General features: G+C 66.2%; 21 protein-coding genes and 1 pseudogene. 13 read left to right on the top strand and 9 right to left on the bottom strand.

The window, feature by feature from the left end; translation table 11 throughout:
• Window positions 1–66: 66 nt before the first annotated feature.
• A complete protein-coding gene (locus I6F09_RS14790) occupies window positions 67–831 on the bottom strand; it encodes an SOS response-associated peptidase (protein ID WP_036028292.1) in 765 nt (254 codons plus the stop codon).
• 63 nt (window positions 832–894) lie between these two features.
• On the opposite strand from I6F09_RS14790, the gene I6F09_RS14785 reads away from it, so the two are divergent.
• From I6F09_RS14785 to I6F09_RS14770, 4 genes are all read left to right on the top strand, one after another.
• Window positions 895–1404, top strand: coding sequence for a hypothetical protein (locus tag I6F09_RS14785; RefSeq protein ID WP_036003651.1), 510 nt, complete (start codon window positions 895–897; stop codon window positions 1402–1404).
• A gap of 9 nt (window positions 1405–1413) precedes the next feature.
• Window positions 1414–1848, top strand: coding sequence for an NUDIX domain-containing protein (locus I6F09_RS14780; RefSeq protein WP_036003648.1), 435 nt, complete (start codon window positions 1414–1416; stop codon window positions 1846–1848).
• 45 nt (window positions 1849–1893) lie between these two features.
• Window positions 1894–2271 carry a TIGR02301 family protein gene (locus I6F09_RS14775; protein WP_036003646.1) on the top strand — a complete coding sequence of 126 codons (378 nt, stop codon included), beginning with the start codon at window positions 1894–1896 and terminating at the stop codon, window positions 2269–2271.
• 266 nt (window positions 2272–2537) lie between these two features.
• On the top strand, window positions 2538–2804 hold the full coding sequence (locus I6F09_RS14770; protein WP_036003643.1) for a hypothetical protein: 267 nt from the start codon (window positions 2538–2540) through the stop codon (window positions 2802–2804).
• A gap of 172 nt (window positions 2805–2976) precedes the next feature.
• Here I6F09_RS14770 and I6F09_RS14765 read toward each other — a convergent pair whose 3' ends face one another.
• Both I6F09_RS14765 and I6F09_RS14760 read right to left on the bottom strand, forming a co-directional pair.
• Window positions 2977–3846, bottom strand: coding sequence for a sulfurtransferase (locus I6F09_RS14765; protein ID WP_225188382.1), 870 nt, complete (start codon window positions 3844–3846; stop codon window positions 2977–2979).
• 153 nt (window positions 3847–3999) lie between these two features.
• Complete coding sequence (locus I6F09_RS14760) at window positions 4000–5334, bottom strand: dihydroorotase (protein ID WP_225188381.1); 1335 nt, start codon at window positions 5332–5334, stop codon at window positions 4000–4002.
• Window positions 5335–5431: 97 nt separating this feature from the next.
• Between I6F09_RS14760 and I6F09_RS14755 the strand changes: the two genes are divergently transcribed.
• The 6 genes and pseudogenes from I6F09_RS14755 (at window position 5432) to I6F09_RS14730 (ending at window position 12202) form a co-directional block, all read left to right on the top strand.
• Window positions 5432–6307, top strand: a complete 876-nt coding sequence (locus I6F09_RS14755; RefSeq protein ID WP_225188380.1) for a folate-binding protein — start codon at window positions 5432–5434, stop codon at window positions 6305–6307.
• Window positions 6304–6928, top strand: a pseudogene (locus tag I6F09_RS14750) (DNA-3-methyladenine glycosylase I). Before I6F09_RS14755 ends, I6F09_RS14750 begins: the two are co-directional and overlap by 4 nt.
• Window positions 6925–7539, top strand: a complete 615-nt coding sequence (locus I6F09_RS14745) for an HD family hydrolase (protein WP_036028303.1) — start codon at window positions 6925–6927, stop codon at window positions 7537–7539. Before I6F09_RS14750 ends, I6F09_RS14745 begins: the two are co-directional and overlap by 4 nt.
• 145 nt (window positions 7540–7684) lie before the next feature.
• Window positions 7685–8191: a protein-tyrosine phosphatase family protein gene (locus I6F09_RS14740; RefSeq protein WP_036038271.1), complete on the top strand. Its 507-nt coding sequence runs from the start codon at window positions 7685–7687 to the stop codon at window positions 8189–8191.
• A gap of 226 nt (window positions 8192–8417) precedes the next feature.
• The gene (locus I6F09_RS14735) at window positions 8418–9386 is read left to right on the top strand and encodes an NAD regulator (protein ID WP_225188379.1); all 969 of its coding nucleotides are present in this window, start codon (window positions 8418–8420) and stop codon (window positions 9384–9386) included.
• 110 nt (window positions 9387–9496) lie between these two features.
• A complete protein-coding gene (locus tag I6F09_RS14730; RefSeq protein ID WP_225188378.1) occupies window positions 9497–12202 on the top strand; it encodes a DUF2339 domain-containing protein in 2706 nt (901 codons plus the stop codon).
• 70 nt (window positions 12203–12272) lie between these two features.
• On the opposite strand, the gene I6F09_RS14725 is transcribed toward I6F09_RS14730, so the two are convergent.
• The 6 genes from I6F09_RS14725 to I6F09_RS14700 all read right to left on the bottom strand — a co-directional run bounded on the left by I6F09_RS14725 (window position 12273) and on the right by I6F09_RS14700 (window position 19547).
• Window positions 12273–13961, bottom strand: coding sequence for a methyl-accepting chemotaxis protein (locus I6F09_RS14725; RefSeq protein ID WP_225175072.1), 1689 nt, complete (start codon window positions 13959–13961; stop codon window positions 12273–12275).
• A 256-nt stretch (window positions 13962–14217) separates the two neighbouring features.
• Complete coding sequence (locus tag I6F09_RS14720) at window positions 14218–15954, bottom strand: methyl-accepting chemotaxis protein (RefSeq protein WP_225188377.1); 1737 nt, start codon at window positions 15952–15954, stop codon at window positions 14218–14220.
• A gap of 200 nt (window positions 15955–16154) precedes the next feature.
• A complete protein-coding gene (locus tag I6F09_RS14715; RefSeq protein WP_036003604.1) occupies window positions 16155–16400 on the bottom strand; it encodes a hypothetical protein in 246 nt (81 codons plus the stop codon).
• 162 nt (window positions 16401–16562) lie between these two features.
• On the bottom strand, window positions 16563–17150 hold the full coding sequence (locus I6F09_RS14710; protein WP_036028315.1) for a hypothetical protein: 588 nt from the start codon (window positions 17148–17150) through the stop codon (window positions 16563–16565).
• A 114-nt stretch (window positions 17151–17264) separates the two neighbouring features.
• The gene (locus tag I6F09_RS14705) at window positions 17265–18251 is read right to left on the bottom strand and encodes an MDR family oxidoreductase (RefSeq protein ID WP_225172650.1); all 987 of its coding nucleotides are present in this window, start codon (window positions 18249–18251) and stop codon (window positions 17265–17267) included.
• 42 nt (window positions 18252–18293) lie between these two features.
• The gene (locus I6F09_RS14700; RefSeq protein ID WP_225188376.1) at window positions 18294–19547 is read right to left on the bottom strand and encodes an MFS transporter; all 1254 of its coding nucleotides are present in this window, start codon (window positions 19545–19547) and stop codon (window positions 18294–18296) included.
• 338 nt (window positions 19548–19885) lie between these two features.
• On the opposite strand from I6F09_RS14700, the gene nadA reads away from it, so the two are divergent.
• From nadA to nadC, 3 genes are read left to right on the top strand one after another with little or no spacing between them, the layout of a single operon-like run.
• Window positions 19886–20992 carry a quinolinate synthase NadA gene (nadA, locus tag I6F09_RS14695; protein WP_225188375.1) on the top strand — a complete coding sequence of 369 codons (1107 nt, stop codon included), beginning with the start codon at window positions 19886–19888 and terminating at the stop codon, window positions 20990–20992.
• Between the two features lie 11 nt (window positions 20993–21003).
• Entirely contained in the window at window positions 21004–22608 is a 1605-nt protein-coding gene (locus I6F09_RS14690; RefSeq protein WP_225188374.1) for an L-aspartate oxidase, read from the top strand.
• A gap of 10 nt (window positions 22609–22618) precedes the next feature.
• Window positions 22619–23497 (top strand): carboxylating nicotinate-nucleotide diphosphorylase, encoded by an 879-nt coding sequence (nadC, locus tag I6F09_RS14685; protein WP_225188373.1) that lies wholly within the window; start codon window positions 22619–22621, stop codon window positions 23495–23497.
• Window positions 23498–23578 lie beyond the last annotated feature (81 nt).

Raw genomic sequence — 23578 nt, 5'->3', positions numbered from 1 at the left:
CCGGATCGGCGCGCGCTTTGGGCGCGCTTGTCCGGGACGACAGCGGAGTGAGTGGCGGCACCGCACCTAGAACAACGACCCCTGCCCGTCATCTGATGACGCTGCCGCAGTCTTCCGCACCGCCTTCTTCGGCTTCGCCGCCTCGGCCTCAGCCTCGATCTCATCCGCGCTGATCGGCAGCACGAGCTGCTCGTCATCATTGGCGACGCGGTTGACGCGGGTGGAGACCGGGTGCCAGGCGAATTCGCCGGCGCGCGGGGGCCTCATCAAGGGCAGGATCGCGTCGATCTCGTCGCCCTTGCTGTCGAGCCAGCGCTCGAAGTCGTGCGGGCTGATGGTGACTGGCACGCGGTCATGCAGCGCGGCGAGATCCTCGCCCGCCGCGGCGGTGACGATCGCGACCGTGTCGAGTTCCTCGCCGTTCGGACCGACCCAGGTCTCGAACACAGCGGCAAAGCCGAGCGGCTCACCGTCGGCACGGTGGATGAAAAAGGGCTGCTTGCGGCCGGTTTGCGTCTTCCACTCGTAATAACCATCGGCCGGAATCAGGCCGCGCCGGCGGCGAATCGCGTTCTTGAACGCAGGCTTCTCCAGCACCGTCTCGGAACGGGCGTTGATCAGGAGCGTGAACCCGCGGGGGTCCTTGACCCAGCCGGGCAGAAGACCCCAGCGCATCAGGCGGAAATGGCGCGCGCCGTTCTCGAGCAGCACCACCGGAATCGGTTGCGTCGGGGCGACATTGTACCGGGGCGGGAAATTCGGCTGCTCGACATAGCCGAACAGTTGCCGCAAAGCCGCGGGGGCCGAAGTTATGACGAAGCGTCCACACATCCTTGGAGGCCTATATAGGGTCCGTTCAGGTCCTTTTAACCCCGAACGTTAACACTGCGGCAGATGAGCTCAACGGCCTCCCAACCCGCGCGGACGCATGTACAGACGGGCCCTGAGGCGACCGCCTGGGCCGAACGGCTGCGCGTGGCCAACATCAATCCGCGGACCGGGCTTGCCACCGACTATCTCAACCATTTCAATGAAGCCGTGATGCTGCTCGAAATGGTGCCGGATATGCCGGAATGCGCCGAAGACTTCCTGACCTGGACGCCGCTGTCTTATGCCGAGCATTTCACGGCGTCGAATTTCAAGGCGCGGGATTTGGCGATCGAAGCCTATGAGAAAGCCGATCCCAACGTGCGTGCCCAGTTCGACCACTTGACGGATACCATGACCTCGATCCTGACCGCGGTCGGCTCGGCTATGCGCGAGGTCGAGAAGGACACGACGCGGGTCCGCCTCGCCGAGCAGGCCACGCTTTGGGTCAAGCCCCTGATCGCAGCCTGCGGCGGCATCATCAATGGCGGGGCGGAAGCCGACGTCGACACCATCATGGCGAACTCATCCGGATAGGTGACGCGATTGGCCGCAATCGTCCATCCTGCCCATCCCCAGCTTGCGGTCAGCGCGGCGATCTTCCGCGACGGCAAGGTGCTACTGGTCCGCCGCGCCCGCTCGCCGGCCAAGGGCTTCTATTCGCTGCCGGGTGGCCGGGTCGAGTTCGGCGAATCGCTGCATCAGGCCCTGAGCCGCGAGGTCGACGAGGAAACCGGCCTTTGCATCGAGATCATTGGCCTCGCCGGCTGGCGCGAGGTGCTGCCGGCCGCGGCCGGCGCCGGCCATTACCTGATCATGTCCTTTGCCGCGCGCTGGACGGCCCGGGAGCCGGCGCTGAACGACGAGCTCGACGATCACCGCTGGATCGCCCCTGGCGCCCTGGCAAGCCTCGGCGACCTCAAGCTGACCGGGGGGCTGGAGGAGGTCATCCTGTCCGCTCACCGGCTGCTTGGAGCCTGACGGCCCGCCTTGCGCCAGCCATCCCGAGGGGGCATACAGCCGCCGATGTCGTCGCGATTTCTGGCCATTTTTGTCCTGATTCTCGCCTGCGCCTCCGTGCCTGCGAGGGCCCAGGACGTGGCGGCGCCGTTTGACGGCGAACTGCAGCGGCTGGCCGAGATCCTCGGCGGCCTGCACTATCTGCGCGGCATCTGCGGGGCCAACGAGGGTAACAAATGGCGCAATGAGATGCAGGCGCTGATCGATGCCGAGACCCCCTCCGGCGAGCGCCGCACCCGCATGATCGCCGGCTTCAACCGCGGCTATAACGGTTTTCAGCAGACCTATCGCAGCTGCACGCCGGCCGCGATGGTGGCGATCCGCCGCTACATCGAGGAAGGCTCGAAGATCTCGCGCGATCTCACGGCGCGCTACGCGAACTAGCTACCCCGTCATTCCGGGGCTCGCGAAGCGAGAGCCCGGAATCCATTCATCCACCGGCTCTGATGCCCGATGGATTCCGGGCTCGCGCGAGGCGCGCCCCGGAATGACGGCGCGGTCGACGCATGTGCGGGCCTGGAACCCTGTCATCGACTTTGTTCACAGCCGTTAACCGTTCTTAAAGATGTGGCCTAGCGGTCGTTAACGCCCGTGCTACACCTCTCGCACAGCGCATCGCCGTGGATCGCGCCCCAGCCTGACCGAGTTTCATGAGCCAGCCGATTTCCTACGCCCCCGCCCGCGCGCCGCTGCCCGATCACGAGCAGAAACAGGCCGCACTGAGCTATCTCAACGAGGCCTGGGCCGAGGCGCGTCATGACGGCGTCGACGGCGACTGCCTGGCGCAGGCGAGCCTGTTCGCGGCCCTCGCCGAGCTCGTCGGCACCTATGGCGAGGACGCAGTGGCAAAGTTCGTCGAGGGCTTTCCCGGCCGCATTCGCAACGGCGAATTCTCGGTCGGCATCTGCAGGCAGTAAGCCGTCCTGAAAATGACCCCGCCACGCGGGCGGGGCCAGTTGACGGATGAATGACTTGGCGAAAGGCGTCGCGAAGTCTGCCGCTCTTATCGCACGGAAGCCGTTGCCGGCGGACAAGCATTAGTCTCGCGATGACCGGGAGATGTTCCCGACAGACCCGGGAACGCGCGCCTCAGTCCGTCTCGATCGGCAGCGCCGGATCCCTCGCCCATTCGCCGATCGAAGCGTCGTAGAGCGTCAGCTTGTCGTAGCCGAGCTGCGTCAGCAGCAGGAGGTCGATCGTCGCCGAGATGCCGCCGCCGCAATAAAGAATTACGTTCTTTTCGCGCGTAACGCCCTGGGCGGCGAACTTCGCTTGCGCATCCGCAAGATTCGTCAGCGTCTTGTCGGCATTCACGAGTGTGGCTGCGGGAACGTTGACGCTGCCGGGAACGCGGCCCGGCCGGCCATAGCGGCTCGGCTCGAGGCCGCGGTGAAACTGCGGCCCGAGCGCGTTGACGATGATGGTTGCGGGATCGCCGATCTTCGCCAGCACGGCTTCCTTGTCGACGAAGCAGCCCGGGCGCGGCGCCGCCTTGAAGGCCGTCACCGGATAGCCTTTCGGTGCGCCCGTCTCGGTCGGCCGTCCCTCCTGCTGCCATTTGTCGAAGCCGCCGTCGAGCACGTGGGCATCGACGCCGAGCGCGCGCAACATCCACCAGAACCGCGTCGCCCACATCATCGTGCCTATGCTGTAGAGCACGATGGTCTTGCCCGCATCGAGGCCGTGGCGGCCGAAGGCGGCCTCCAGCTGGGCGAGATCGGGCATCATGAAGAAGTGTTGCGACGAGGCGTCGGAGAACTCGCCTTGCAGGTTGAGGAAATCGGCGCCGGGGATGTGGCCGGCCGCGAACGTCTTGGCGCCGGGCACCGCGCGATACGGCACGTCGCTGCCTTCCGGCGCGGGCTCAAGATAGGTCGTGCAGTCGTAGAGGCGAAGGTTGGGATCGCCGAGCATGGCGGCGAGCTGCTCGGTGGTGATGAGGGCGGCGGGTTGGGACATCAGGCTGCACTCCCGTTCGAGAGGAAGTGTAGACCGCTCCTCTCGTCATTGCGAGCGCAGCGAAGCAATCCAGAGTCTTTCCGCGGCGACAGACTGGATTGCTTCGCTGCGCTCGCAATGACGGTGGAAGCCCCGTGCGTCCCCCACATCACTCTACTGCTTCAGCGTCTCCAGGAACCGCACCGGCTCGCCCTGCGCGGCCGTCACCAGCTCGCCCTGCCACATCACGCGACGGCCGCGGATAAAGGTGCCGACCGGCCAGCCGGTGACGCGAACGCCATCATAGGGCGTCCAGCCGGCCTTGGACGCCACCCATTTGTTGGTGATGGTCTCGCTGCGCTTGAGATCGACGATGGTGAAGTCGGCATCGTAGCCGGCGGCGATGCGGCCCTTGCAGGCCATGTTGTAGAGGCGCGCAGGGCCGGCGCTGGTGAGGTCGACGAAGCGCGCCAGCGAGAGCCGACCCGCATTAACGTGATCGAGCATCACAGGCACCAGCGTCTGCACGCCGGTCATGCCGGAAGGCGAAGCGGGATAGGTCTTCTGCTTCTCCTCCAGCGTATGCGGGGCGTGGTCGGAGCCGAGCACGTCGATGATGCCCTGTTCGATGCCGCGCCAAATGCCGGCACGATGATCGGCGCCGCGCACCGGCGGGTTCATCTGCGCCAGCGTGCCGAGCCGCTCGTAGCATTCCGGCGCGACCAGGGTGAGATGGTGCGGCGTCGCCTCGCAGGAGGCGACATCCTTGTGGTCGCGCAGGAACTCGATCTCCTCCTTGGTCGAGATGTGCAGCACGTGAATACGCTTGCCGGTCTCGTGCGCGAGCTTGACGAGGCGCTGCGTCGCCATCAGCGCCGCGATCTCGTCGCGCCAGACCGGATGCGAGCGCGCATCGCCCTCGATGCGCAGCGATTTGCGCTCGTTGAGGCGGTATTCGTCCTCGGCGTGGAAGGCGGCGCGGCGGCGGATCACCTGGAAAATGCGGCGCAGGCTCTCGTCGTCCTCCACCAAGAGCGCGCCGGTGGACGAGCCGATAAACACCTTGACGCCGGCGCAGCCGGGTGCGCGCTCCAGCACAGGCAGGTCCTGCACGTTCTCGCGGGTGCCGCCGATGAAGAAGGCGAAATCGCAATGCATGCGGTGATGGGCGCGCTTCACCTTGTCGGTGAATTCGGCCTCCGTCACGGTCAGCGGCGAGGTGTTCGGCATCTCGAACACGGCGGTGACGCCGCCCATCACGGCGCTGCGCGAGCCGGTCTCGAGGTCTTCCTTGTGCGTCAGCCCGGGCTCGCGGAAATGCACCTGCGTGTCCATCACGCCGGGCAGGATGTGCAGGCCCTTGCAGTCGATCACCTCGGCGGCTGAGTCTTGCGATAGCGGACCGAGCTCGGCGATGCGACCGCCCGTGATGCCGATATCCCGCACGCCCTCGCCGTCCTGGTTGAAGACGGTGCCACCCTTCAGGATCACATCGAAACGCTGGGTCATTGGGCCTCTCTCATCCTCAGGGCGCAGGGCTCGAGGTCTTGTCGTTTATGCGTTGCGGGCTTACGTTCCGGAGCAACATGTCGCAAGAGATTTTCGCATGAAATCGACGTTTCTTCCCGACCGGGGCGTGATCAAAGTCGCGGGTGAGGATGCGCGCAACTTCCTCAATGGCCTCGTCACCACCGACCTGGACAGGCTGAAACCTGGTCTGGGGCGATTCGGCGCATTGCTGACGCCGCAGGGCAAGATCATCGTGGATTTCCTGATCACGGAAGCGTCCGCGGGCCACGGCGGCGGGTTCCTGATCGACTGCCCCAAGGCGCTGGCGGACACCCTCGCCACCAAGCTGAAATTCTACAAGCTGCGCGCCAAGGTCACCGTGGACAAGCTCGACCTCGGCGTGCTCGCGGCCTGGGACGGCGAGCCGACGGCGCAGCCCGACCTTGCCTTTGCCGATCCGCGGGCTGAGGGGCTCGGCACCCGCATCCTGGTCCAGGAAGATCTCAAGCAGAAACTGTCCGATCTCATTGGCGCCGAGCTGGTCGATGCAGCCGAGTACGAGGCGCATCGCATTGCGCTCGGCGTGCCGCGCGGCGGGCTCGATTTCATGTACAGCGATGCGTTCCCGCATGAGACCAACATGGACCGCCTCGCCGGCGTCGATTTCGACAAGGGCTGCTATGTCGGCCAGGAGGTCGTCTCGCGCATGCAGCATCGCGGCACCGCGCGCACGCGCAGCGTGAAGGTGCTGCTCGAGGACGCCTCGCCCGAGCCTGGCACAACCATTCTCGCCGGCGACAAGCCGGTCGGCACCATCGGCTCGACGGCCGGCGGCAAGGGCATCGCGCTGGTGCGCATCGATCGTGTCGCCGATGCACTCGATGCAGGCCAGCCGCTCACCGCTGGGGGGCTGTCTTTGACACTCGCTGAACCAGACGTCGTTCGCATTCCAGCCAAGCAGCCGATCGCATGAGCCGCGCTGCCCGCTTGCATCCCGATGGTCTGACCCGCTGCCCCTGGCCGGGCGAAGATCCGCTTTATGTCGCCTATCACGACACCGAATGGGGCGTGCCGGAATACGACGACCGCGCGCTGTACGAGAAGCTGATGCTGGACGGCTTCCAGGCCGGCCTGTCCTGGATCACGATCCTGCGCAAGCGCGACAATTTCCGCAAAGCCTTCGACGATTTCCAGCCGGAGAAGATCGCGCGTTACAGTGCCAGGAAGATTCACGCGCTGATGAACGATGCGGGTATCGTGCGCAACAAGGCCAAGATCGAAGGCGCGATCCTGAGTGCAAAGTCATATCTCGACATCATGGAGAAGGGCCCGGGCTTCTCGAAGCTGCTGTGGGACTTCATGGACGGACGGCCCAAGGTCAACCAGTTCAAGACCACGGGAAGCGTGCCGGCCTCGACGCCGCTCTCGGTGCAGATCTCCAAGGAGCTGTCCTCGCGCGGCTTCAAATTCGTCGGCCCGACCATCGTCTATGCCTTCATGCAGGCGACCGGCATGGTCAACGACCACCTGGTCGACTGCCACTGTCATGCGACCTGCAGCAAGCCAGCGCAAGCTGCGCCTCAAGGCCAAATGACGGCGAAGAAGGCAGCGCGCAACGAAGAGGTCCGCGCCTGGCAGCGCATGCTGTCGGGCCGGCGGCTCGACCTGCTCGATCCTTCCCCGCTCGACATCGAAATCGGCGACATCGCGCACGGGCTGGCGCGGGTGGCGCGCTGGAACGGACAGACCCTCGGCGCGCACATCTTTTCGGTCGCGCAGCATACGCTGCTGGTAGAGACCGTGCTGCGGCATGAGATACCCCGCGTCGACCAGCGCGTGCGGCTCGCGGCCCTGCTGCATGATGCGCCGGAATATGTGATCGGCGACATGATCTCGCCGTTCAAGGCCGTGCTCGACGGTCATTACAAGGCCGTCGAGAAGCGGCTGCTCGGTGCCATCCATATCCGCTTCGGTTTGCCGCCGGTATTGCCAGATGACATCACGCAGGCCATCAAGGCCGCCGATCGCGGCGCGGCCTATCTCGAGGCGACCGAGCTCGCCGGCTTCAGCGCAAGCGAAGCGCGGCGCCTGTTCGGCAAGGATCCGGGTCTCTCCGACAGCGTCCGACGCGACTATCTGACGCCCTGGACCGCGGCGCGGGCCGAGAAGCAGTTTCTGGAGCGGTTTGGCGCCGTGTTTGCGTAGCATTATTCCTTCGTAGGGTGGGCAAAGCGAAGCGTGCCCACCGAACCAAGCGACATGCGCGCAATTGCGAAATGGTGGGCACGGCGCGATGCGCCTTTGCCCACCCTACGAGCGCTCGCTATAATCGGGCGCAAAAAGGTTCGCCATGATCCACGTCTGTTCCCTCGCCGCGCTTCCCGAAACCGTCCGCCTCACCAAGGCCAGTCACGTGCTGACCGTGATGGCCAATGTCGAGCAGGTGGCGCGTCCCGTGTCGGTGCTCCCGGCCAACCACCTCAAGGTGTCGATGGACGACATCACCGAGGAAATGGACGGCTTCGTCGCGCCGTCGGAGACGCATATCGAGCAGGTGCTCAACTTCGTGCGCGGCTGGGACCGCAGCGCCCCGCTGGTGGTGCATTGCTATGCCGGGATCAGCCGCTCCACCGCCAGCGCGTTCGCGGCCGTTTGCGCGCTTAATCCGAATCGCGACGAGATCGAGATCGCCAGGAAGATTCGCGCGGCCTCGCCGATCGCCTCGCCGAACCGTCGCATCGTCAGCCTCGCCGATCATGCGCTCGGACGCAACGGCCGCATGCTGCGCGCGCTCGACGAGATGGGCCCCGGCGCGATGATGGTGGAAGGCCGCCCCTTCGCGATCGAGCTCGAATGACAGCTGGTTGTCACGATGGAGGTGCGCCCCCTCTCCCGCCTGCGGGAGAGGGTTGGGGAGAGGGTATCTCGGCGACGAAGACTCCCCCAGAGGATAGAGCCCCCTCCCGCCTCGCATCTGTCGATGCGACGCGACCTCTCCCGCAAGCGGGAGAGGTGCACCGAGTCCGCGGATGGGCCGTCTTAACCAAGCGGCATTCTGTTCAATTCAACGACACGGCAGCCGCATGAGCGAGACGCTGCTGACGCCAATCGAAATCGGCCTCACCGCGGCCATCGTCGCGATCGAGAACCACGAGCCGCTGATCCTGACCGCACCCGGTGCTGACCGGCTTGCCGGGCTGCCGTTCGGTCCGTTCGACGCGGTGAGCCATCGCACGTTCGAGATCGGCCTGCGCGCCTGGGTCGAGCAACAGGCGGGGCTGCGGCTCGGCTATGTCGAGCAGCTCTACACGTTCGGCGACCGTGGCCGTCATGCCGAGGCCGGCGACACCGGAGCCCACATCGTGTCGATCGGCTATCTCGCGCTGACGCGCCCCGTGGGCGGCGAGCTCGCCGCAAACGCGGCGAGCTTCGCGCCCTGGTACCGATTCTTCCCCTGGGAAGACTGGCGCGAGCAGCCGCCGACGATCATCGCGCGCGACATCATCCCCGCGCTGACCGAATGGGCCGAGGAGGAGACCGCGGAGACGATTCGCGCGCTGCCACGGAAGGATCGCGTGCGGTTCTATTTCGGTCTGGACGGCGCGCCCTGGGACGAGGAGCGCGTGCTCGACCGCTACGAGCTGCTCTACGAGGCCGGGCTGATCGAGGAGGCCCGCCGCGACGGCCGTCCTGCGGCATTGGCGCGCAAGACGCTTCCCCCGCTCGGGACCTCGATGCGGTTCGACCATCGACGGATTCTCGCCACGGCAATCGCGCGGCTGCGCGCAAAGCTGAAGTATCGTCCTGTAGTCTTTGAACTTTTGCCGACCGAATTCACACTCACTGAACTGCAGCACACGGTGGAAGCGATCTCCGGCCGGCACCTGCACAAGCAGAATTTCCGCCGCCTGGTCGAGATGGAAGCCCTGGTCGAACCGACCGGGGTGATGTCGACACAGACGGGCGGACGGCCGGCAGCGCTCTACCGCTTCCGCCGCGAGGTGCTCCAGGAGCGGCCCGCGCCGGGCTTGCGCGTTCGCTCCCGGCGCTAGAGCATGATCCGGAAAAGTGCGTTGCGGTTTTCCGGTAAGATCATGCTCAAGAAATTAAGTTCCTGATATCAGTGGTATCGGCCCCTGCCCGCCGATTGCCTGGAGGCTTCATGCTCGACGGCCCGTTTGACGTCTTTGCGCTGATCATTGCGATCATCTCCTTCCTGATCGCGATCAAGGCGTCCAGCCAGGCGACCGAGTTGCGCCGCCGGATCAGGTCGCTCGAAGAGATGCTTTACGCGCAGCGGCCGGTGCAACCGCCCCCGCTGATGCCGGCGCAGGCCGAAGCCCCCGCGACGACTGCAGCCGCAGAGCCGCCGCCGCTGGCCCCGGAAGCCGAAACGACGCCGCCTCCGCTCGTCACCGAAGAGATTTCGCCGCCCCCGCTCGAGCCGAGCACGGGCGCCGCTGCGCCCCCTCCGGTGCCGGAGGCCGCACCCGGCTTCGAGGAGCGGCTCGGCACCCGCTGGGTGGTGTGGATCGGCGGGCTTGCGCTCGCGCTCGGCGGCTTCTTCATGGTGCGCTATTCGATCGAGGCCGGTCTGCTCGGCCCCGGCGTGCGCGTGTTCCTCGGCGGCCTGTTCGCCGCTGCGCTGCTTGGCGCCGGCGAATGGACGCGGCGCAAGGAGAGCATTTCGAGCATCGCGGCGCTGCCGATCGCCAACATTCCCGCGATCCTCACCGCGGCCGGCACGGCGGTGGCGTTCGCGACCATCTACGCGGCGTACGCGCTCTACGACTTCCTCGTGCCTGCGACAGCCTTCGTGCTGCTCGGCATCGTTGCGATGGCCACCCTGGCCGCAGCGCTCCTGCACGGCCCCGCGCTCGCCGGGCTCGGCGTCGTCGGCGCCTTCGTGACGCCGATCCTCGTCTCCTCCGGCAAGCCGGATTATTGGGCGCTCTACATCTATCTTGCGGTCGTGACGGCCGCGAGTTTCGGGCTCGCCCGCATCAGGCTATGGCGTTGGCTTGCGGTCACGACCATTGCCTTCGCGGTGCTCTGGATCTTCCCGGGTCTCGATACCGAACAGGTGCAGGTCGCGCCGCACGCCTTCCATGCCATCGCCGGCTTTGTGCTCGCCGCACTGCTCGTCGTCTGCGGTTTCATGTTCGGACCCAGCATGGAGGACGGCGAGATCGAGCCGGTCTCATCGGGCGCGCTCGGCGGCTATTTGTTCGGCGCGATGCTGGTCGTGCTGTCGAGCGCGCATGCGGATCTCGCGCTGATCGCCTTCACGCTCCTCGTCGGCGGCACGCTGTTCGTCGCCTGGCGCGCACCGGCGGCGACCGGCGCGCTGGGCGCGGCCGCGGCGGCCGTGTTCATCGTGTTCGCCGAATGGGCGGTGCGCGCCAACCCCGATATGCTGGTGCTGCCGGGCGGCCCGATGCCCGGCGTCGGCCCGGTCGCGATTGATAGCGCGGTGACGCTGCATCTGGTGACGGCCGCGATCTTCGCCGCCGGTTTCGGCGTCACGGGCTTTTTCGCGCAAGGCCGCTCGAACTCGGTGATCATTCCCGTGGTGTGGTCGGCGGCGGGCGTCGCGACGCCGATCGCCATCCTGGTTGCGCTCTATGCGCGCATTGCCCATCTCGACCGCTCGATCCCGTTTGCGATCCTCGCCGTGCTGCTCGCTGCGGCCTTTGGCGCTGCGACCGAAGCGCTGATGCGCCGCGAAGAACGGCCCGGCGTTGCAACCTCGGTCGCGCTGTTCGCGACCGGTACGCTCGGCGCGCTGGCGCTGGCGCTGACCTTCGCCCTGGAGAAGGGCTGGCTCACCATTGCGCTCGCGCTGATGTCGCTCGGCACCGCCTGGATCTCGTTGCAGCGGCCGATTCCGGTGCTGCGCCGGCTGGCTGCGGTCTTCGCTGCGATCGTCACCGCGCGCATCGTCTATGATCCGAGCATCGTCGGCGATGCCGTCGGGACCACGCCGATCTTCAACTGGCTGTTGTGGGGCTATGGCCTGCCGGCCGCCTCGTTCTGGGGCGCGAGCATCTTCCTGCGCCGCCGCGCCGACGATCCGCCGCTGCGCGTGGTCGAGACGGCGGCGATCCTGTTCACCGCGCTGCTCGCCTTCATGGAGATCCGGCACTTTGCGACCGGCGGCCGCATGACCTCGCCGCCCTCGCTGCTCGAGTTCGCGCTGCAAGTCTGTGTCACGCTTGCCATGGCAATCGGCCTGGAGCGCCTGCGGCTGCGCAGCCGCAGCATCGTGCACAATGTCGGCGCGGTCGTGCTGACGGCGATCGCCGGCTTTATCAGCGTGTTCGGCCTCCTGATCCTGGAGAACCCGATGCTGCTCTCCAGCGTCAATGTCGGCAGCCTCGTGTTCAATCTGCTGCTGCTTGGCTATGCGTTGCCGGCCGTGCTGATGCTGCTGCTCTCCTACGCGGTGGCAGGACACCGCAGTGTCGCATATGCAAACACGATTGCGGGTGGTGCCCTGGTGTTCGCGCTCACCTATGTGACGCTGGAGATCCGCCGCTTCTATCACGGCCCGGTCCTGCTCTACGGCGGCACCACGAGCGCCGAGCAATATACCTATTCGATCGGCTGGCTCGCTTTTGGCGTGGCGCTGCTCGGCGTCGGCATCCTGGTCAATTCGGAGCGTGCGCGGCTGGCGTCCGCCGCCGTCATCGCGCTGACGATCTTCAAGGCCTTTGCCGTCGACGTGTGGACGCTGACCGGCGTCTATCGGGCGCTCTCGTTCATGTGCCTTGGCGTCGTGCTGGTCGCGATCGGCTGGCTCTACCAGCGCATCCTGTTCCGGCGGCAGATCGCACCGCCGCCGGCTGCGCCGCAGACGGGCAGCTAGACTGGATCGTCGGGCGGGCACTCCACCTCTCCCCAGCGGGGAGAGGTCAACAACGATCGAGCGGGTGCCTCTACGCCGCGCGGACCGATTCCAGGAACTGCGCGACCTCGACCTTCAGGCGGGTGCTGTCGGTCGCCAGCGACTTCGCCGCCGACAGCACTTCACTCGAGGCCGAGCCGGTCTCGATCGCACCGCGCTGCACGTTGGTGATGTTGGACGACACTTCCTGCGTGCCGAGCGAGGCCTGCTGAACGTTGCGCGAAATCTCCTGCGTGGCCGCGCCCTGCTCCTCGACGGCGGCGGCGATCGCCGCGGACACCTCCGACAGCCGCTCGATGGTGCCGCCGATCTCCTGGATGGCGTTGACGGATTCTTGCGTCGCCGCCTGGATGCCCGAGACCTGCGCCCCGATTTCGCCGGTCGCTTTCGCGGTCTGCTCGGCCAGTGCCTTGACCTCGGAGGCGACGACGGCAAAGCCGCGGCCGGCTTCGCCCGCGCGCGCCGCCTCGATGGTCGCGTTCAGCGCGAGCAGGTTGGTCTGGCCCGCGATGGTGTTGATGAGCTCGACGACGTCGCCGATGCGGGCGGCCGCCTGCGACAGCGCGTTGACGCGCTCGTTGGTCCGCGCCGCCTGCTCGACCGCTTCCGCTGCCATCCGCGCCGAATCCTGCACGCGGCGGCTGATCTCGGTGATGGAGGACGACAGCTCCTCGGAAGCCGAGGCCACGGCCTGGACGTTGGTGGAAGCTTCTTCCGACGCAGCCGCAACGACGGTTGCGAGCTCCTGGCCGCGCTGCGCTGTGCCGCTCAGCGTTGCCGCGGACGCCTCGAGCTCGGTCGAAGCCGACGACACGGTCTCGACGACCTCGCCGATCATGACCTCGAAATTGCGGGTGATGGCATCGACGCGGCGGCCGCGTTCGATCTTGGCCTCGGCGTCGCGCGCCGCCGCAGCGTCGGCCGCCTTCTTGGCGATCAGCGCCTCCTTAAAGATCTGGAGCGCATCCGCCATCGAGCCGATCTCGGTCTTCTCGCCGCGATGCGGCACCTCCACCGCAAGGTCGCCCTCGCCGAGCGACTGCATCGGGCGGATGATCGAAGCGATGCCGCGCGAGACGTCGCGCACGAGATAGTAGGCGGCCGCGATCGCGATCACGACGGAGGCCACGATGATCCCGACCAGCACACGGAAGATCGTAGCGTAGCTGTCGGCGGCCTGCTTGGTCTCCAGCTCGGCGCCCTGATTGTTCATTTCGATGCCCTTCTGCAGCAGGGGATCGGCGGCCTGAGCCATCTTCGCGACCTTGGTCTGCAACATCTCGTTGGCATCGGTCGGGAAGCGGCCGACGCTCTTACGCGACAGCGCCATTACATCCTGCACGCCGTTCAGGTACTCGGCCCAGGCCTTGGTCCATTGCTCGTAGAGCGAGCGCTCCTCTGCGCGCGTGATCAGCGGCTCGTAGATCTTGCGGGTCTTCTCGATCCGTTCGCGCAAACCTGCCAGGCGCTTCTCGGCAGCCTCCTTGCCTTCGGCAGTATCCTGCATCAGGTGCAGACGCAGCGCGACGCGGAGCTCGTTGATGTCAGCACGCATCGAGCCGAGCGCACGCACGCTCGGCAACCAGCCCTGCGCGATCTCGACCGTATGGGCGTTGATGTTCTGCATCGTGCCGATCGCCATCACGCCGACGCCGGCGAGCGAGAGCACGAGGACCGACAGCACGGTCAGCAGCTTGAAGACGATCGACAATTTCGACATCACGACAATCCCGATGATTACCCGGCAACGCGCACATCGCCTGCGCCGCAGACGTCACGACGGACGACCCGGGCGAAGGTCAGTTCAACAATGCTGGCTGGTTCTTTTCCCGAAGGATTGCGCGCATAATCGCAAACAGGCGTTAACAGGAGGCTACGTAAAAATACGGCTCGTGCGCAGCGATCGTGGTTCGCTGCAACTCTCTGTTGCAGCCGCACCGGCATCTCCCGTTACGATGCGGACGCAAAGGCACGTGTCAGGCCGCGCGGACGGTATCGAGGAACTTTCCGACTTCGAGCTTCAGCCGGTTGCTGTCGCCGGACAGCGATTGCGCGGCGCCCAACACCTGCGAGGATGCCGAACCGGTCTCACTCGCGCCGCGCTGCACGTCGGTGATGTTGGACGACACCTGATGGGTGCCCGTCGCCGCCTGCTGCACGTTGCGGGAGATCTCCTGCGTTGCGGCCCCCTGCTCTTCCACCGCGGCTGCGATGGTCGAGGAGATCTCCGACAGCTTCTCGATGGTGTGGCTGATGTCCTTGATCGCGCCGACCGAATGCTCGGTGGCGGTCTGGATGCTGGCGATCTGCTGGCCGATCTCGCCGGTCGCCTTCGCCGTCTGCTCGGCAAGCGCCTTGACCTCCGAAGCGACGACGGCAAAGCCGCGGCCTGCCTCGCCGGCGCGCGCGGCCTCGATGGTTGCATTGAGCGCCAGGAGATTGGTCTGGCCGGCGATGGTGTTGATCAGCTCGACCACGTCGCCGATCCGCGCCGCAGCAGCGGAGAGCTCCCCGACGCGATCGGTCGTGGTGCGAGCCTGGTTCACCGCATCGCCGGCGACGCGGGCGGATTCCTGCACCTGCCGGCTGATCTCGGTGATCGACGACGACAGCTCTTCGGTCGCCGACGCGACCGACTGCACGTTGGTGGACGCTTCCTCGGAAGCGGCAGCAACCATGGTCGTGAGCTCCTGGCCGCGCGCCGCGGTCGCGGTCAGCGTCGAGGCGGAAGCTTCCAGCTCGGTCGCGGCCGAGGACACGGTATCGACGATCTCACCGATCGCGGCTTCGAAGCTGTCAGCCAGCTTGTGCATCTCGGCCTTGCGCTGCGCGGACGCAATCTGGTCCTGCCTGATCTTGGCTTCGGCGGCCTCGCGCGCCTTCTGCTCCGACACGACCTTGAACTTTTCAACGGCCGCCGCGACGCCGCCGACCTCGTCCTTGCGGCCGAGACCGGGCAGAACCACGGAGAAATCGCCGCCGGCGAGCTTGTCCATGGCGACCGTGAGCGCACGGATCGGCCGCGCGATGGTCAGGAACGACATCAGCCAGGAGCCGACGAGGACGAGCATGGCGAGTGCGCCGACCAGGATCGCAAGCTGCTCGCTCGATCTCATTTGGGCCGCGGCCGCGGAATTCTTCTCCTCGGATTTGTGCCTTGCGTAGTCGGCGATCTGGCCGATCAGCACGTCGAGCTCGCCGGCAATCGGCAGGGTCACCTCGCGTGCGATGCGAACGACGTCTTCATTGAGCTTCGCAGCGCGGGCCGCTCCGTCTGCACCGCTGGCGGCCAGGGCTTCGCCGCGCACGCCGGCGATCTGCTGCGCGGCCTTTTCGTAATTCGCAGCCAGCGATCTCAGTTTCTCCATCCGAGCGCGGTTCTCCGCCTCGTGAGAAAGCTTCAGCATTTCATCGACCAGCGCATTCGTCGATTTTTGCCGGTCGCCCAGATTCTGGACGGCCTTCTGAATGTCAGCCGGGCTATTGGCAAGACGAAGGTCTCGTACCGCAAGCTGCATGCCGCGAACCGCAGCCTCGGCCTTGACTGCGTCGCGCGCGATCTGCTGCTGCGCAAGCGCGCTCTGGCTGCTCTCGCGAATTCCCGCATTGCCGAGCATCTGGCTTGCAATCATGGCCCCAACCAGGAGCACACCGAGCGCCGACGCAATCGCCAGCTTGGTCCCGATCCTCAGATTCTGAACTAGGCTCAACATGGGCATGCTTCCCCCGAAGGAACGCGCAGCCGAGTCATTGTCGGCTTCCCCTGACTGCGCCATTGCCCAAAAAATGAGCTTCTCACATTCCGATTTGGTTAACGAAATCCCTCGCAGAAATACTGACTTTGCACGCTAAATGATTGAGCGCGAAAGGAAACGATCCCGTCATAGTTGTAAATTGCAGCTTCAAGTCGGAGCTAGGACGCTTTACATCCGATGGCCTCGCCGACGAGGCTGATTCGAAAGACCGGCTGCTTGTCCTCATCGAGCAGCTCCATGCACCACTCGGCGTTCGGCTTCAGGCCGCGCGCGATGCCGCTGAGCAGATTGGCGCACACCTCGGTCATCTCGGTCCAGGCGGCTGCGCGATCCTCGAACTCGTACGGCAGGTCGGCGGCGCCGGAATAACGGCCGGTGCTGATGCGGAAGAAATAGAGCGACATGGTTGAACCCTTGCGTGGGACCGCCCCCCGGCGCGCGCAAACTGCGGCCCGAACAGCTACCAAGGCATGAAAGCCGCCGTCCGTATGACTACGGCGCAGGCGGCTTGATGTTCGATGATGCCTTCGACGATCAATGGCGCGGGTTGTCTCGCGCAGACGAACTCACTGCGTGGAGCGGCGCAGCTCCAGCGGTCCCTCGTTCTTCGCCGGCTCGGACTTCACCGGCTCGAGCCGGCTGCCCTCGACACGCGGCGTCTCGACGCGCGCGGCTACCTCGGTGGTCGAGGCGGCGACCGTGCCGGTGTGCTCCGGCTTGTGCAGCGAGCGCGGCCGCGCCGCAGCGCGCGCCATCAGCATTTGGTTGCCGCCCTGGTGACGGAAGTCGCAATAGGCGAAGCCCATGCCCGACACCGAGCCGCGGAAGCTGCGATCGTCGGTCTTTTCGAGGTTGAAACAGGGCTCGAACGGAATGCCCTTGATCGAGGCGCAGACGTTCTGGCCGCGGATCTGGAGCGTATTGCCGGGAAGTCGGAGGTGCTTGACCGGGCCCGAGCCCGAGAATTGCACCGCACCGGCGGCGCCGAGATCGTCGAGGATGCGGCCTGCACCGCGGGTGCCGTCGAAACAGGTGAAGGCGAACACCTTGCCGGCCACGAAGCGGCGCGCCTCGTCGGCGTTCATGCTTCCAGCGATGGCCGGCGCAAACGTCGCTGCCGCCGTGACAGCCCCCAACACAATACGCGCAAGCATGCTCAACTCCGAACCAACCCCCGCAGCGGGCGATGCCTTTATCTCTTTACCCGCTGCTTACCATACGAACCATGGCGAGATTGAAGCAGCTTGGTTGGTAAAGTCTGAACGCCGTCAGACAATTTTTACCACGACGCGGCCGCGAACCTGGCCGGCGAGGATTTTCGCGCCCCAGCCCTGAACCTCGTCGAGCAAAATTTCCTCAGTAATTTCAGAGAGTTTTGTTCGGTCCAGGTCGGAGGCCAAGCGCTGCCAGGCGGCCTTCCGGGGCTCGATTGGGCACATCACGGAATCGATGCCGAGAAGGCACACTCCGCGCAAAATAAACGGCGCCACCGAGGACGGCAGGTCCATGCCGGCGGCCAGGCCGCAGGCCGCGATCGCGCCGCCATATTTCGTCATCGAAAGCAGGTTGGCGAGGGTGGTCGAGCCGACGCTGTCGACGCCGCCGGCCCAGCGCTCCTTGGCGAGGGGTTTTGCCGGGGCCGACAATTCATTGCGATCGATGATCTCGGCAGCCCCCAGCTGCTTCAGGTAGTCGGCCTCGGAGGCCCGGCCGGTCGAAGCGATGACGTGGTAGCCGAGCTTCGAGAGCACGGCGATCGCGACCGAGCCGACGCCGCCGGCAGCGCCCGTCACCACGACCGGGCCGCTCTTCGGCGAGATGCCGTGCTTCTCCAGCGCCAGCACCGAGAGCATCGCCGTGAAGCCGGCGGTGCCGATCGCCATGGCATCGCGCGCCGATAGCCCTTGCGGAAGAGCGACCAGCCAGTCGCCCTTCACCCGCGCCTTCTCGGCATAGGCGCCGAGATGGGTCTCGCCCATGCCCCAGCCGGTGCAAACGACCTTGTCGCCCGCCTTCCACTGTGGATGCGAGGAGGCTTCGACCGTGCCGGCGAAATCGATGCCGGCGATCATCGGGAAGCGGCGCACCACCGGCGCCTTGCCGGTGAGCGCAAGGCCGTCCTTGTAGTTCAGCGTCGACCATTCGACACGGACGGTGACGTCGCCCTCCATCAGCTCGGTTTCGTCGAACTGCGCGAGCTGCGCGGTGGTGCCCTTGTCCGCCTTGTCGATCCTGACAGCCTTGAATGTGGCCACGACTGAACTCCCTGACTTTGTTTGTCGGGGATGTTTAGCTGATCAGGCCGGCTGCGCAACCACCCGCTGGACCGGTTTCTCGACGATTGGAAGATTGATCAGCGCCGAGAGCACGCCGAACAGGATCGAGAGCCACCAGATCGGCGTGTAGGACCCGAACTTTTCGAACACGATGCCCCCGAGCCAGACGCCGAGGAAGCCACCTGCCTGATGGCTGACGAAGGCAAAGCCGTAGAGCGTCGCGAGCCAGCGCGTTCCGAACATCAGCGCCACCAGCGCCGAGGTCGGCGGCACCGTCGACAGCCAGGTCAGGCCGGAGATTGCACCGAACGCGATCGCCGAGAACGGCGTGATCGGGAACGAGATGAAAGCGAGGATCGCCAGCGCGCGCGTGAAGTAGATGGCCGAGAGGATGTAGCGCTTGGGAAGGTAGTTCTGGAGATACCCCACGCTGAGCGATCCGATGATGTTGAACAGGCCGATCGCCGCGATCACCCAGCCGCCGGTTTGTGCGGTGATACCGCGATCGACCAGGAACGCCGGCAGATGCACGGTGATGAAGGCGAGCTGAAAGCCGCAGGTGAAGAAGCCCAGCACCAGGAGCACGTAGGAGCGATGACCGAAAGCTTCGGCAAGCGCCTTGGTGATGGTCTGGTCATCCGCGGGCGTTGCGCTGTTCACGCTTGTCACCGGCGGCGTCGAGAGCGCCAGCGAGAGCGGGATGATCAGCAGCATCAGGAAGCCGAACACGGAGAGCGCCTGCTGCCAGCCGAAATTGTCGATCAAGGCAACGCCGATCGGTGCGAACAGGAACTGCCCGAACGAACCCGCGGCCGTGCCGGCGCCGAGCGCGATGCCGCGCTTCTCCGCGGGCAAGAGCTTGGTGAAGGCCGACAGAACCAGATTGAACGAACAGCCGGCGAGGCCAAAGCCGATCATCACCCCGGCGCCGATGTTGAGCGACAGCGGCGTCGAGGAATAGCGCATCAACAGCAGCCCGCCGGCATAGAGCAGCGCGCCGACGCACATCACCCGGAACAGGCCGAAGCGATCCGCGACCGCACCGGCGAACGGCTGGCCCAGTCCCCACAACAGATTCTGCACGGCGATGGCGAGGCCGAACACGTCACGGCCCCAGCTGAATTCGTGACTCATCGGCTGCACGAAGAAGCCGAGCGCCGAGCGCGGACCGAAGCCGAGCATGCCGATGGCACAACCGCAGAGGATGATGACGGCCGGGGTACGCCAGTTGGAGGAGCGCGAGGCCGGTGCGAGCTCGCCGATCTGTGTCGACATGGTTGTCCTCGTCTGTCCTTGGCGGAGCCGCAAATCAGCAGCCGCGGGACAGCCCGTTTAATGCATATGCATGAAAATCCCAAGGCCAAAACGATTGCATTCCACGAAGAGCTGACGCGGGAGCATTGCGTTTCAATCCGACCTCGCCTGACAGGTGCGCGGTGACGGGAATGTGTGCGGCAGGCCCTAGCGATACTCGCGCGTGCGTGCTATGCCTGATTTACTCATATTGAGTATATATGGCTTCTGTCCGGCCTGCTCGGCCGGTTTTCTCGGGCCCACTATATTCTCAAACTGAGCATAATGCCACGCATAATGGCCACACTTGGGAGGCTTCAATGCCGATCACTGCAATTTACGGTCCCGACGACTTTGCCAACCGGCCGCAAGGCCAACCCACCGTCTCCCCGCGCCCCGTCCCGGTGCCTCCGGGACCGACATGGCCGATGCCGTCCCTGGAATGGTCGCCGGCGGTCGAACGCGCCACCGCGCCGCTCTATGACCGCGTCAAGCACGTGATCCCGCCGATCGAATGGCCGCTGATGGCCCCGACGATTCACGCAATCAACGAGCTCAAGCGCGCGCGGGGCGCAGTCATCCTCGCCCACAACTATCAGGCTCCGGAGATCTTTCACTGCGTCGCCGATATCGGCGGCGACTCGCTCCAGCTCGCGGTCGAAGCCACCAAGGTGAAGGCCGGCATCATCGTCCAATGCGGCGTGCACTTCATGGCGGAGACCTCGAAGCTGCTCAATCCGGACAAGACCGTCTTGATCCCGGATTCGCGCGCGGGCTGCTCGCTCGCCGCCAGCATCACCGGTGCGGACGTGCGGCTGCTGCGGGAGAAGTTCCCCGGCGTGCCTGTTGTCGCCTATGTCAACACCTCGGCGGAGGTGAAGGCCGAGGTCGACATCTGCTGCACGTCCTCGAACGCGGTGCAGGTGGTCGAGAGCCTGAACGCCCCGACCGTGATCTTCCTGCCCGACCGATACCTCGCCACTTACGTGGCGTCGAAGACCGACGTGAAGATCATCGCCTGGAAAGGCGCCTGCGAGGTGCACGAGCGCTTCACGGGCGAAGAGCTGCGGAGCTTTCGCGAGGCCGATCCGTCGGTGCAGATCATCGCGCATCCGGAATGCCCGCCGGACGTGCTGGCGGAAGCCGACTTCACCGGTTCGACCGCGCACATGATCAACTGGGTACGCGCGAAGCGGCCGCGGCGGCTCGTCATGATCACGGAATGCTCGATGGCCGACAATGTCCGGGCCGAGCTGCCCGACGTGGAGATGCTTCGCCCCTGCAATCTCTGCCCGCACATGAAGCGCATCACGCTCGCCAACATCCTGGAGAGCCTGCTGACGCTTCGCGAGGAGGTGACGATCGATCCCGCGCTCGCGGAACGCGCGCGGCGCTCGGTCGAGCGCATGATCAATCTGAGAAATTGAGGGCAAGCAACATGCAACACGACATCCACGACCGCGCCCGCGCCGACGACGTCGTCATCGTCGGCGGCGGCCTTGCCGGACTGTTCTGCGCGCTGAAGCTCGCGCCGCGGCCGGTGACATTGATCTCGGCGGCCCCGCTCGGGCACGGTGCATCCTCGGCATGGGCGCAAGGCGGCATCGCGGCGGCCGTCGCCGAAGGCGATACGCCGGAGGCACACGGTGCCGACACCGTCGCGGTCGGCGGCGGCCTCGTCGACGAAGCCGTTGCGCTCGGCATTGCGCGGGAGGCTGCGCCGCGCATCCACGATCTTCTCGCCTACGGCGTGCCGTTCGACCGCGATCTCGACGGCAGGCTTGCGGTCGGACGCGAAGCTGCGCATTCCGCGAGTCGCATCGTGCATGTGCGCGGCGATGGCGCCGGCGCCGCGATCATCGCGGCCTTGAGCGAGGCCGCGCGCCGCACGCCCTCGATCCGCCTGATGGAAGGCTTCGTCGCCGAAGCACTGCTGACCGAGGACGGCGCGGTCACCGGGCTTCAATTGCGCGATGCCGGCAATCCCGCGGCACGGCCGCTCGTGCTCGCCTCACGCGCGGTCGTGCTTGCGACCGGTGGGCTCGGCCATCTCTACGCCGTCACCACCAACCCGTCGGAAGCGAGCGGCTCGGGCCTTGCGATCGCCGCCCGCGCCGGCGCCGTGATTGCCGATCCTGAATTCGTGCAGTTCCACCCGACTGCCATCATGGTCGGCCGCGACCCGGCACCGCTCGCCACCGAAGCGCTGCGCGGCGAAGGGGCAACGCTGATCAATGGCAACGGCGAGCGCTTCATGAGCGCCCGCCACCCGCTCGCGGAGCTCGCGCCCCGCGATATCGTGGCCCGCGGCGTGTTCGCCGAGATCGCGGCCGGGCGCGGCGCCTTCCTCGATGCGCGACAGGCGCTGGGCGCGCGTTTCGCGACGAGTTTTCCGACCGTGCATGCGAGCTGCATCGCCGCCGGCATCGATCCCGCGGCGCAGCCGATTCCGATCGCGACGGCCGCGCATTACCACATGGGCGGCATCGCGGTGGACGCGCGCGGTCGCAGCTCGATCGACGGCCTCTGGGCCGCCGGCGAAGTCTCCTCCACGGGCGCGCATGGCGCCAACCGGCTTGCCTCGAATTCCCTGCTCGAAGCCGTCGTCTATGCCGCCCGCATTGCCGACGACATCGCCGGCCGCACCGTGTCCCCGCCGGCACGCCTTCCCGAGTCTTTTGTGACACCACGCGCCGGCACGCCGGATGCTGCGGAGGTGAAGCGGCTGCGCGCAATGATGAGCGCGCATGTCGGCGTGATCCGCGACGGTGATGGGCTTGCGCAAGCCGTGCGCCATTTCGCCAGACTCGAGCGCGAGGCCGGACGCAGCGTCCTCGGCAACATGGCGATTTCGGCCCTGCTCGTCGCCGCTGCGGCCTGGACGCGGCGCGAAAGCCGCGGTGCGCATTGCCGTTCCGATCATCCGGCCGAGAACCCAGCGCTGGCGCAGAGAACGATGACCACGCTCGCCGCGGCGCGCGAGGTCGCGGAGAGCCTCGACGAGCGCCCGCGGCCACGCCTTGCGCAATCCATGATCGCCTGAAGGAGGCCCCATGATCACCCCGACCTCACTGCTCTATCCCGATGCCTTCCTCTCGCCGCTCGCGATCGAGGCGGCCGTTGAGCGCGCGCTCGACGAGGATCTCGGCCGCGCCGGCGACATCACCTCGCTGGCGACGATCCCGGAGGCGACGCGCGCGCAAGCCATCCTGGTCGCGCGCCAGTCCGGCGTGATCGCCGGATTGCCGCTGGCGCTCGCGACCTTGCAGAAGCTTTCGCCCGAGATCGAGGTGCGCGCACATGTCCGCGATGCCGCGCGGGTTGCGCGCGGCCAGCACGTGCTGACGATCTCGGGCCCGGCGCGCGCCATTCTCACGGCGGAGCGCACCGCGCTGAACTTCGTCGGCCGGCTGTCGGGCATCGCCACGCTCACCGCGGACTATGTCGCCCGCACCGAAGGCACCAGGATGCGCATCTGCTGCACGCGCAAGACCACGCCGGGATTGCGGGCGCTGGAGAAATACGCGGTGCGCTGCGGCGGCGGCTTCAACCACCGCTTCGGGCTCGACGATGCGATCCTGATCAAGGACAACCACATTGCGGTGGCCGGCGGCATCCGCCCGGTGCTGGAGCGCGCCCGCGCCCATGCCGGCCATCTCGTCAAGATCGAGATCGAGGTCGACACGCTGGCGCAGCTGCGCGAGGTGCTCGAGAGCGGGATGGCCGATGCGGTGCTGCTCGATAATATGGACCTTGCGACGCTGCGCGAGGCGGTGAGGCTCAACGCGGGCCGCCTCGCGCTGGAGGCGTCCGGCGGCGTCACGCTGGACTCGATCGCCGCCATCGCGGCCACCGGCGTCGACTATGCGTCGGCCGGCGCCCTGACGCATTCTGCGCCGAATTTCGATTGTGCGCTGGACATCGAGGCGTGATGGCACCTCTCGCGTCATGGCCGGGCTTGTCCCGGCCATCAACGTCATGCGTTACGAAGAACGTGGATGCCCGGGACAAGC

Source organism: Bradyrhizobium sp. IC3195 (genome assembly GCF_020193585.1).
Lineage (GTDB): Bacteria > Pseudomonadota > Alphaproteobacteria > Rhizobiales > Xanthobacteraceae > Bradyrhizobium > Bradyrhizobium yuanmingense.
Note: the sequence above shows the minus strand (reverse complement) of the source record. Positions and strands in the feature narration are given on the sequence as shown.

Coding starts and splice junctions, on each gene's coding strand:
- I6F09_RS14790 (WP_036028292.1), bottom strand. CDS start 831: ATGTGTGGACGCTTCGTCATAACTTCGGCCCCCGCGGCTTTGCGGCAA.
- I6F09_RS14785 (WP_036003651.1), top strand. CDS start 895: ATGAGCTCAACGGCCTCCCAACCCGCGCGGACGCATGTACAGACGGGC.
- I6F09_RS14775 (WP_036003646.1), top strand. CDS start 1,894: ATGTCGTCGCGATTTCTGGCCATTTTTGTCCTGATTCTCGCCTGCGCC.
- I6F09_RS14770 (WP_036003643.1), top strand. CDS start 2,538: ATGAGCCAGCCGATTTCCTACGCCCCCGCCCGCGCGCCGCTGCCCGAT.
- I6F09_RS14765 (WP_225188382.1), bottom strand. CDS start 3,846: ATGTCCCAACCCGCCGCCCTCATCACCACCGAGCAGCTCGCCGCCATG.
- I6F09_RS14760 (WP_225188381.1), bottom strand. CDS start 5,334: ATGACCCAGCGTTTCGATGTGATCCTGAAGGGTGGCACCGTCTTCAAC.
- I6F09_RS14755 (WP_225188380.1), top strand. CDS start 5,432: ATGAAATCGACGTTTCTTCCCGACCGGGGCGTGATCAAAGTCGCGGGT.
- I6F09_RS14745 (WP_036028303.1), top strand. CDS start 6,925: ATGACGGCGAAGAAGGCAGCGCGCAACGAAGAGGTCCGCGCCTGGCAG.
- I6F09_RS14740 (WP_036038271.1), top strand. CDS start 7,685: ATGATCCACGTCTGTTCCCTCGCCGCGCTTCCCGAAACCGTCCGCCTC.
- I6F09_RS14735 (WP_225188379.1), top strand. CDS start 8,418: ATGAGCGAGACGCTGCTGACGCCAATCGAAATCGGCCTCACCGCGGCC.
- I6F09_RS14730 (WP_225188378.1), top strand. CDS start 9,497: ATGCTCGACGGCCCGTTTGACGTCTTTGCGCTGATCATTGCGATCATC.
- I6F09_RS14725 (WP_225175072.1), bottom strand. CDS start 13,961: ATGTCGAAATTGTCGATCGTCTTCAAGCTGCTGACCGTGCTGTCGGTC.
- I6F09_RS14720 (WP_225188377.1), bottom strand. CDS start 15,954: ATGTTGAGCCTAGTTCAGAATCTGAGGATCGGGACCAAGCTGGCGATT.
- I6F09_RS14715 (WP_036003604.1), bottom strand. CDS start 16,400: ATGTCGCTCTATTTCTTCCGCATCAGCACCGGCCGTTATTCCGGCGCC.
- I6F09_RS14710 (WP_036028315.1), bottom strand. CDS start 17,150: ATGCTTGCGCGTATTGTGTTGGGGGCTGTCACGGCGGCAGCGACGTTT.
- I6F09_RS14700 (WP_225188376.1), bottom strand. CDS start 19,547: ATGTCGACACAGATCGGCGAGCTCGCACCGGCCTCGCGCTCCTCCAAC.
- nadA (WP_225188375.1), top strand. CDS start 19,886: ATGCCGATCACTGCAATTTACGGTCCCGACGACTTTGCCAACCGGCCG.
- I6F09_RS14690 (WP_225188374.1), top strand. CDS start 21,004: ATGCAACACGACATCCACGACCGCGCCCGCGCCGACGACGTCGTCATC.
- nadC (WP_225188373.1), top strand. CDS start 22,619: ATGATCACCCCGACCTCACTGCTCTATCCCGATGCCTTCCTCTCGCCG.